This is a genomic window from Microbacterium sp. B19 (genome assembly GCF_000333395.1).
Taxonomy (GTDB): Bacteria; Actinomycetota; Actinomycetes; order Actinomycetales; family Microbacteriaceae; genus Microbacterium.
On record NZ_BADA01000037.1, the window covers coordinates 1 to 6,977 of the forward strand.

General features: G+C 70.7%; 4 protein-coding genes, 1 tRNA gene and 2 pseudogenes. 6 read left to right on the forward strand and 1 reads right to left on the reverse strand.

Translation table 11 applies throughout. The features are described 5' to 3' along the window. From I5G_RS19905 to I5G_RS19910, 3 genes and pseudogenes are all read left to right on the forward strand, one after another. Window positions 1-2,807: pseudogene (locus tag I5G_RS19905) on the forward strand (error-prone DNA polymerase); the annotation flags it as partial. Between the two features lie 66 nt (window positions 2,808-2,873). Next, a pseudogene (locus tag I5G_RS27070) lies at window positions 2,874-2,951 on the forward strand (hypothetical protein); the annotation flags it as partial. 84 nt (window positions 2,952-3,035) lie between these two features. Next, window positions 3,036-3,707 carry a hypothetical protein gene (locus I5G_RS19910; RefSeq protein WP_368843830.1) on the forward strand — a complete coding sequence of 224 codons (672 nt, stop codon included), beginning with the start codon at window positions 3,036-3,038 and terminating at the stop codon, window positions 3,705-3,707. 72 nt (window positions 3,708-3,779) lie between these two features. Here I5G_RS19910 and coaBC read toward each other — a convergent pair whose 3' ends face one another. Next, window positions 3,780-4,982: a bifunctional phosphopantothenoylcysteine decarboxylase/phosphopantothenate--cysteine ligase CoaBC gene (gene coaBC / locus I5G_RS01290; protein ID WP_022877436.1), complete on the reverse strand. Its 1,203-nt coding sequence runs from the start codon at window positions 4,980-4,982 to the stop codon at window positions 3,780-3,782. A gap of 219 nt (window positions 4,983-5,201) precedes the next feature. Between coaBC and I5G_RS19915 the strand changes: the two genes are divergently transcribed. The 3 genes from I5G_RS19915 (at window position 5,202) to I5G_RS24275 (ending at window position 6,934) form a co-directional block, all read left to right on the forward strand. After that, on the forward strand, window positions 5,202-5,936 hold the full coding sequence (locus I5G_RS19915; protein ID WP_022877437.1) for an NRDE family protein: 735 nt from the start codon (window positions 5,202-5,204) through the stop codon (window positions 5,934-5,936). Between the two features lie 16 nt (window positions 5,937-5,952). After that, a tRNA-Arg gene (locus I5G_RS01300) sits at window positions 5,953-6,025 on the forward strand. A gap of 36 nt (window positions 6,026-6,061) precedes the next feature. Further along, entirely contained in the window at window positions 6,062-6,934 is an 873-nt protein-coding gene (locus tag I5G_RS24275) for a DUF4436 family protein (protein WP_148286362.1), read from the forward strand. The last annotated feature ends 43 nt before the right edge of the window (window positions 6,935-6,977 follow it).

Below are 6,977 nucleotides of genomic sequence, written 5' to 3' on the forward strand. Positions count from 1 at the left end.
GGGTCCGGCGGGAGCCGCCCGCGCGCTCGACCGCCTAGTCGATCTGTTCGGGCCGGAGTCCGTGCAGGTGGAACTCATCGACCACGGCAGCCCGCTCGACTCGGCCCACAACGACCTGCTCGCTTCTCTCGCCGCTGAGCGCGGCCTCCCCGTCCTCGCGACGAACAACGTGCACTACGCGGCCCCGCAGAAGGAGCTGCTCGCCGCGGCCGTCGCCGCCGTGCGCGCCAATCGCAGTCTCGACGAACTCGACGGGTGGCTGCCCGCGCACGCCGGGGCGCACCTGCGTTCCGGTGCCGAGATGGCGGCGCGGTTCGCCCGGTACCCGGGGGCGGTCGCGCGGACCGTCTCGCTCGCCGACGAGCTCGCCTTCCCGTTGCGGCGCGCCAAGCCCGCGCTGCCGAAGCAGACGGTCCCCGAGGGGCACACGCCGATGTCGTGGCTCCGGCATCTGGTGTGGGAGGCCGTGCCGCGGAAGTATCCGAAGCTCTCCACCGCCGATCGCGACCGCATCGAACGCGAACTCGCGGTCATCGAGATGAAGGACTTCCCGGGCTACTTCCTCATCGTCTACGGGATCGTCGCCGAGGCCCGGCGCCGTGGCATCCTGTGCCAGGGGCGAGGATCGGCGGCGAACAGCGCCGTGTGCTACCTGCTCGACATCACCGCGGTCGACTCGATCTTCTACCGTCTGCCGTTCGAACGCTTCCTGTCGAGCCTGCGCGACGAAGAACCCGACATCGACGTCGACTTCGACTCCGATCGCCGTGAAGAGATCATCCAGTGGGTCTACGAGACCTACGGTCGCGATCGTGCGGCACAGGTCGCGAACGTCATCCAGTACCGGCCCAAGAACGCGGTGCGCGACATGGCCCGCGCCCTCGGTCACTCCCCGGGCCAGCAGGATGCCTGGTCGAAGCAGGTCGAACGGTGGGGCGCGACGCTCGAGACCGGTGCCGACCACGACATCCCCGACGAGGTCATCGAGTTCGCGTCCGAGCTGCTCAAGGCCCCGCGGCACCTCGGCATCCATTCCGGGGGCATGGTGCTCACCGATCGTCCGGTGGGCGAGGTCGTGCCGATCGAGCACGCCCGCATGGAGAATCGCACGGTCATCCAGTGGGACAAGGACGACGCCGCGTGGATGGGGCTGGTGAAGTTCGACCTCCTCGGGCTCGGCATGCTCGCAGCGCTGCAGTACTGCTTCGACCTGATCCGGGATGCCACGGGCGAGCGGTGGGAGCTGTCGACGCTGCCGAAGGAGGAGAAGGCCGTCTACGACATGCTGTGCCGCGCCGACTCGATCGGGGTGTTCCAGGTCGAGTCCCGCGCGCAGATGGGGTTGCTGCCACGCCTGCAGCCCCGGCGGTTCTACGACCTCGTGGTGCAGATCGCGCTGATCCGCCCCGGGCCCATCCAGGGCGGCGCCGTGCATCCCTTCGTGCGGCGCAAGCTCGGACAGGAGCCGATCACCTACGTCCACGAGAACCTCCGACCGGTGCTCGAGCGCACCATGGGCGTGCCGGTGTTCCAGGAGCAGCTCATGCAGATGGCCGTCGCCGTAGGCAACTGCACCGCCGAGGACGCCGACCTCCTCCGGCGCGCGATGGGGTCGAAGCGCGGGCTCGAACGCATCGATTCGCTGCGCGAGAAGCTCTACGCCGGTATGGCGGAGAACGGGCTCGTGGGCGCGGTGGCCGATGAGTTATATGCCAAGATCCAGGCGTTCGCGAACTTCGGGTTCGCCGAATCGCACTCGCTCTCGTTCGCACTGCTGGTCTACGCCAGCTCCTGGATCAAACTGCACTACCCGGCGGCGTTTCTCGCGGGGCTCCTGCGCGCGCAGCCGATGGGGTTCTACTCGCCCGCGACGCTCACCGCCGACGCCCGCCGCCACGGTGTGCGGGTGCGGCGCCCCGATCTGTTGCGGTCCGGAGTCGAGGCGGGACTCGAGCCGCTCGACGATGAATCCGGGAGCCCGGATGCCGACCGCCGCCGCCCCGCGACCGGGCTCGACGCGTGCGCGTGCGCCGACCAACCTCCTACCGGGGACTTCGACCGTTCGGCACCCGACGAGAGTGAGGCACACCGTCGCGACGGAGCGTTCGCGGTGCGGATGGGGCTCGCCGGTGTCACGGGGATCGGTGCCAAGGTCGCCGAGCGCATCGTGGCGGAGCGGGAGCGCGGGGGCGCCTACCGTGACCTTCGCGATCTCGTGCGTCGCACGGGGCTCGTGACCGCGCAGCTCGAGGCTCTCGCGACGGCCGGCGCGTTCGAGTGCCTCGGGCACTCGCGACGCGAGGCGATCTGGCTGTCGGGTTCGGCGGCGCTCGACCGGCCCGAGTTCCTGCCCGATTCGGTCGCCTTCGTGCAGCCGCCGTTGTTCACCGACCCGTCGAGTTACGAAGTCCTCGCCGCGGACCTGTGGGCGACGGGACTCTCCACCGACGACCATCCGCTCACCCATTTCCGCTCGGCCCTCGACGCGCGCGGCGTGCTCACCTCGCGGGAACTGCGTTCGGCCGAGACCGATCGCCGCGTCGAGGTGGCGGGGCTCGTCACGCACCGCCAGCGACCGGCGACGGCATCCGGGATCACCTTCCTCAACCTCGAGGACGAGCACGGCCTCATGAACATCGTTTGCTGGTGGGGGTCTGAACCAGTACCGCCGGATCGTGCGCGAATCGCCCGCCCTGATCGTGCGGGGCATGCTCGAGCGGTCGGTCGAGGGGGTCACGAACGTCGTCGCCGACGGGTTCACCGACCTCCGCGTGGGGGTCTCGCACGCGTCGAGGGACTTCCGATGACGTCGGGGGTCGTCACTAGACTCGGGGGACACGCACGCCATGCCGCAGCATCACAGGGGGAACGACATGACCGACACGCCCACTCCGCCCGAAGGCTGGTACCCCGACCCCGCGGGGAGCGGCGGACTCCGTCGCTGGAGCGGCACCGCGTGGACCGACGAGGTGCGTGCGTCCGCGGCGGAGCCGCCGGTCGCCCCCGCTGACGAAGCGCCGCGTCCGGCAGAGCCCGTGAGCCCGCACGTGCCGCCCGTCACCCCGCCCGAGCCGCTGGCGACGTCGGGCACCTCCGACCGGGACACGCCCGCCTACCCCGGCGCCCCCGCATACCCGAGCACGCCCGCATACCCGAGCACGCCCGCCTACACTGGCACGCCCGCCGAGGCGACGCCGGCATCTGGCCGCGCCGACATCCCGACGAACACCGTCTGGATCTGGCTCGTCGTCGTCCTGCCGCTCGTCGCGCTGATCCCGCTGTTCCTGTTCGACTGGTCGACCTACCTCCAGGAGTCGATGTACGCCTCGCTCTACCCGCAGCAGGCTCCCTATGCGGCGTCGGCGTCGCTGGCCGTCTCGGCCGGGGCCTCCGCGTTCAGCTTCGTCATCGCCGGACTGACCGTTCTGTTCTCGTACCTCGACTGGCGCCAGCTTCGCGCCCGTGGCATCCAGAAGCCCTTCCACTGGGCGTGGAGTTTCTTCGTCTTCGTCGTCTCCAGCGGCGCGGTGTACATCATCGGGCGCGGGGTCATCCTGCGGCGTCAGACCGGGAAGGGACTCGGACCGGTCTGGGGATGGATCGCGGTCATGGCCATCACCATCATCGTCGCGACGATCTGGGCAGTGGTCCTGTTCAGCTCGCTGGCACCGCTGATCGAACAACTGTCATACTCCACGGGCTACTGACTCACCGCCGGGGTCTCGGCACGGGCGCGGTGCGCTCGCGTCGACCGTATGCCCGTCGCCGCCCGCGCGGCCTCAGCGCGAACGCACCGCGAGCACCGCGTCCAGCAGCGCGTCGGCCGTTTCCGCCTTGGAACCGGATGCCTCGCCGACGACCTCGCCGTCACGCCCGATGATCGTGAGGGCGTTGTCCGCCGTCTCGAACCCGCTCGTCCATCCGACGGCGTTCGCGGCGAGAAGGTCGACTCCCTTGCGAGCCGCCTTGGCGCGGGCACGCTCGACAAGCTCGTCCTGGCTGTCGACGGTCTCGGCGGCGAACGCGACGATCGTCTGACCCGGTCGGCGGCTGGCGACGAGCCCCGCGACGATGTCGCGGTTCTCGACGAGTTCGAGGGTCAGGCCGCCGGGCGTGTCCTGCTTGCGGAGCTTGTGTTCCGACACCGCGGCGACGGAGTAGTCGGCGACCGCCGCGGCCATGATGACGACATCGGCGTCGGGGGAGGTGGCATCCATCGCCCGTCCCAGCTCGTCGGCCGTACCCACCGAGATGACCTCGACGCGCGGATCAGGGCGGACATCGGCGTCGAGGTGCGCCGCCACCAGGGTGACGGTGGCGCCGCGGTCGGCTGCGGCGCGGGCGATCGCGACGCCCTGGCGGCCGCTGGATCGGTTGCCGAGGAAGCGCACGGGGTCGATCGGTTCGCGGGTGCCGCCGGCGCTCACGAGCACCGAGAGTCCGGCCAGATCGCGCGGCCGTTCCACGAGGGCGAGCGCGGCGGCGACGATCTCCTCGGGTTCCGACATGCGCCCGGGACCGCTGTCGCCCCCCGTGAGCGCGCCGTCCGCCGGGCCGACGACGTGCACGCCGCGCGCGCGGAGCACGTCCATGTTGTGCACGGTCGCGGGATGCCGCCACATCTCGGTGTGCATGGCGGGAGCGACCACGACCGGAGCGGTCGTCGCGAGGAGGGTCGTGCCGAGGAGGTCCGCCGCGAGCCCCGCGGTCATCGACGCGAGGGTGTTCGCGGTGGCGGGCGCCACGATCACGAGGTCGGCGGACTGACCGAGCGACACGTGCCGCACCCGCGCGACGTCCTCATGCACGGACGTCGTGACGGGATTGCGGCTGATCGCCTCCCACGTCGGCAGCCCGACGAACCGCAGCGCATCGTCGGTCGGCACGACGTGCACATCGTGCCCCGCCTTCACCAGCAGCCGGACGAGCCCGACGGTCTTGTAGGCGGCGATGCCTCCGGTCACTCCCACGACGACGAACATGGCACCAGTCTCCCAGGTCGGGGTCGCGCGGCGGGGTCACGAGAACAGGCGCCGCGCCCGGAACAGGCCGATTCCGGCGCGATCGGCCTGCCCACGGCATCCCCTGTTCTCGGGACGGATGCGGGACGCGCGCCGGATGCCGCGCGCCGGATGCCGCGGGCCGAGTGCTCGAGCCCGCACCCGCCCACCACCGCCCCCCGCGCCGGTAGCGTGGAGGGAATGTGCACCGTGGTCGTTGACGTCCCGCGTGAGAGCGGCCAGCCCGTCCGGGTGTTGGCCGTCCGGGACGAGGATCGGAACCGTCCGTGGCGTCGGCTCGGCGAGTGGTGGCCGGAGCAGCCCGACGTACGCGGCATCCGCGACGAGCGCGCCGGCGGAGCATGGCTCGCCGTCGACCCGCGTGCGCGACGCCTGGCCGTGCTGCTGAACCGCGAGGACCTGTCCGGGCGATCCGACGACGAGGTCGTGAGCCGGGGCGGCATCCCGCTGCAGTCGGTCGACGGGTCGCTCCCGGACGCGCCCGTCACGCGGGGTTTCAACCTCGTGGAGGTCGATGCCGACGGCGCCACCGTCGTGGAATGGGACGGACTCGCCGCCCACCGCACCCGCCTGGCCCCGGGCACGCACATGATCGCGCACCACAGTCCCGACGATCCGACCACCCCGCGGGTCGGTCGTTGGCTGGAGGACTTCCGTCGCGCGGGAATCGCCGAGGGGGACGACTGGTGGGGTCCGTGGCTGGCGGTGGTCGAGGCATCCACGTCCGACCCGTCGGCGTCGATCCTGCGCCGCGATCCGCACGACGATGTCGTGCTCGAGTCGTTGCTCGTGTGCGTCGCGACCGTCGATGCGAACGGCGTGGACGTGCGCGAGGCCGTGCTGTCCGAGCCGGGGGAGTGGGATGCCGCGCTCGCCGCCCAGCTCCGCGTCGGCGCCGCGGCACGCTCGCAGTAGGCTGGAAGGCAGTCCCGCCTCCGTAGCTCAGGGGATAGAGCGCCGCACTCCTAACGCGGGCGTCGCAGGTTCGAATCCTGTCGGGGGCACCGAAGTCCGTCCCCGCGCTCTGCCACACTGACTCCGTGAGCAGCCCCGCGTCCTCTCGTCGCCCGGTCCTCTGGATCGTCGGTTCCGTCGTGCTGTTCGTCGCGCTCTACGCGACCGTGGTGGGTCTGTACGCCGGGAGCGGCGACATCGTGGGCAGCGGCGACGGCGAGACCTCGGGCGACACCGTGGCGCTGTCGCTGACGCCCGAGAAGATGGATGCCGCGACGAACCGCTTCACCGTGTCGATCCTGCCCACGCAGGGCGAGAACGGGACGGTGACGAACGGCCTCATCGCACATCGGCCCTTCGGTGTGCTCGTCTCCGCGGTGGCCGGGTCGAAGGCGACGCAGTTCGCCGAGGGCGACCTCATCTCGCCGATCGAGACGTCGCTGGTCATGGACGGACAGATCGAGAACTGGCCGTTCGACCGGTACACGGTGCGCTCGATCATGACGGCGTTGCAGGAGGACGCGGCGGGGGAGTCGAATCCGCTGCCCACGACGGTGCAGCCCTCCAAACGCGGCATCCCAGGCTGGGACATCACCGTCTCCGAGACGCCGCTGGGTGAGGGCGTGAACGCCGTGGACATCTCGGTATCGCGATCAGGGTCGACGATCGCGTTCGGGATCGTCCTGCTCACGCTCATGGTGGTCATCCCGGCGCTCGTCCTCGTCGTGGCGATCCTCGTGCTGCGGGGACGGCGCAAGGTCGAGGTGACCACCCTGGGGTGGATGGGCGCGATGCTCTTCGCGACGATTCCGTTGCGCAACTTCCTGCCGGGATCCCCGCCGATCGGCTCGTGGATCGACTACCTCGTCGTCCTGTGGGTACTCGCCGCCCTGGTTGCGGGACTGGTGATCTTCGTCGTCGCCTGGATCCGGCGCGGACCCGCCGGAGAAGTCGTGTAGAGCAGTCACACCTCGTCCCATTTTTGCCGGTGCGCTCCCGATC